The following is a 2,560-nucleotide window of genomic DNA, read 5'->3' on the forward strand; positions in this document are numbered from 1 at the left end:
GGTCGGGCTCGATGGCATCCGTGGCCGGGTAGCCGAGGACCGCCGCGGCCTCCTCGCGCACCAGGTCCAGCAGCCGGTCGTGCCGGTCGGCCGGATCCAGGCCGGTCAGCTCCCGTACGAGGTCCGCCGCCACGGGGGCGGTGGCGGGGGTGTCCTCGTCGGCGACGGCGGCCAGCGCGGCCCGCGCCTCGGGCAGGTCGGCGAGGAGGGCGCTGGGCCGGCCGATGGTGAAGGCGGGCGCGAACCGCGGCCAGTCCACGTCCGCCACGACCACGGCGGTCTCGTCCCGGTCCATGGCCAGCCGCAGGGCGGAGACGGCCAGTTCCGGGGAGAGCGAGGGCAGTCCGCTGCGCCTGAGGTACTCCTCCGCCCCGCCGTCGGCGGCCATTCCGCCCTCCGCCCAGGGGCCCCAGGCGACGGCCGTCGCCGCCAGACCCCTGGCCCGCCGGTGCTGGGCGAGCGCGTCGAGGAAGGCGTTGCCCGCGGAGTAGGCGGCCTGGCTGCCGCTGCCCCACACGCCGGAGACGGACGAGAAGAGGACGAACGCGTCCAGGTCCCGGCCGGCGAGCAGCTCGTCCAGGTGGACGGCACCGGCCACCTTGGCCGAGACCACGGCGGCCAGCTCCTCGGGGGTGGTCTCCGCGACGGTGGTGAACTGCGGGAGCCCGGCGGCGTGGACGACGGCGGTCAGCGGGGCGGGGTCCCCGGACAGGCCGTCCAGCAGGCCCGCCAGGGCTTCCCGGTCGGCGACGTCGCAGGCGGCGACCGTCACCCGCACCCCGGACTCCCGCAGCTCGGCGGCGAGTCCGGCCGCACCCGGGGCGGCCTCGCCGCGCCTGCTGGTGAGGACCAGGTGCTCGGCACCGGCTCCGGCCAGCCAGCGGGCGGTGTGCCCGCCGAGCGAGCCCGTGCCGCCGGTGATCAGTACGGTGCCCCGGGGCTTCCAGCCGCCGTCGGTGCCGGTGGCCGTGGTGGTGCGGGGCATCCGGGTCAGCCTGCGGACCAGGGCGTCCGCTCGTCGGGGACGCCGGAGCCGGCACCGGTGCCGGGGAGGTCGATCAGGCCGCCCCAGCGGGCCGGGGCCTCCAGGGCGACCGCGCGTCCCAGGCCCCAGACCAGGGCCTGGAGCGGCCGGGTGACCGGGCGGGAGGCGTTCACGGCCACGGCCCCGCTGGTGAGGCACCACAGCGGTGCCTCGGCTTCCAGGTCCCCGAGCGCCTGGACGAGCGCGACGGTGCCGGTGAGCCCGGCCGGCAGGGCCGGGTGGTGCGGGTGGCGGCGTTCGTCCAGGGCCAGCAGGGACAGCACCCCGGCCACCGGTGCGCCGTCCACGGCCCCGGCCTCGCGCAGCCGCTCGGCGAGTGCCCCGCGGTCGGCTCCGGGGTCGGTGACGGTGACGAGGAGGGGGTCGGCGGAACGGTCCCGGAGCATCCGGGCGTAGGGCTCGGCGGTCGCCGCGTCCGGGGCCACGACCAGCCAGGTGCCCGACGGGGCGACGGCCGGCAGGCCGGTGCGGGGCTGCCACACCGCCTGGTAGCGCCAGCCGTCGAGCGTGGTCCGGGTGCGGCTGTCGCGGCGCCAGGCCGAGAGCGCGCCGAACACCGAGTCCAGCGGTGCCCCGGCCGCCACCCCGAGCCGTGCGGCGAGGGCCTCCGGTCCCCCGTTCTCGACGGTGTCCCAGAACTCGGCCTCGACCGCGTCGGCCGGTGCCGTGGCGGTGGCGGCCGGTGCGGGGCGCGCCGTCAGCCAGTAGCGTTCGCGCTGGAAGGCGTACGTGGGCAGGTCGACCCGCCGGCCGCCCCGGCCGGCGAGGACGGCCGTCCAGTCCACCGGGACGCCCTGGACATGCAGGTGCGCGAGCGCGGTGAGGACCGCCGACTCCTCCGGCCGGCCGGCCCGCAGGACCGGAACAGCCGCCTGACCGCCGTCCACAACCGCCGCGGCCAGCGCCGTCAGCACACCACCAGGACCGACCTCCAGAAACGCACCGGCCCCCTCCACCGCCAACACCTCGACCGCGTCCGCGAAACGCACCGCCTCACGGACATGCCTCACCCAGTAGTCGACCGAACAGAACTCCTCCGCCACGACCAAAGCACCGGTCAGGGTCGACACCACCGGCATCGTCGGGGTCCCGAAGGACACCTCCTCCACCACCTCGCGGAACCCGGCCAGCACCGGATCCATCAACGGGGAGTGGAAGGCGTGCGAGACCGCCAGCGCCTTGGTCCTGCGGCCCTCCGCCACCAGCTTGGCGACCACCTGGGAGACGGCCCCTTCAGCACCCGAAAGCACCACCGAGGACGCTCCGTTGACCGCCGCGATGCCCGCCTCCGTCTCGAACCCGGCCAGCAGCTCACGCACTTCGGGCTCCGAAGCCTCCACGGCGACCATCACACCGCCCGAAGGCAGCGCCTGCATCAGCCGGCCACGCGCGGCCACCAGCTTCGCCGCGTCCTCCAGCGAGAACACACCCGCGACGTGCGCCACCGCGAACTCACCGATCGAATGCCCCGCCAGGAAATCCGGGGACACGCCCCAGGACTCCACCAGCCGGAAC

At 76.3% G+C, this 2,560-nt stretch carries 2 protein-coding genes; both read right to left on the minus strand.

What is annotated here, in order from left to right:
• On the minus strand, positions 1-985 hold a 985-nt coding region (locus tag VR44_RS41795; RefSeq protein ID WP_157880543.1), incomplete at its 3' end, for a beta-ketoacyl reductase.
• A gap of 5 nt (positions 986-990) precedes the next feature.
• On the minus strand, positions 991-2,560 hold a 1,570-nt coding region (locus tag VR44_RS41800; protein ID WP_157880544.1), incomplete at its 5' end, for an acyltransferase domain-containing protein.

It is taken from the genome of Streptomyces katrae, from assembly GCF_000966975.1.
Classification (GTDB): domain Bacteria; phylum Actinomycetota; class Actinomycetes; order Streptomycetales; family Streptomycetaceae; genus Streptomyces; species Streptomyces katrae.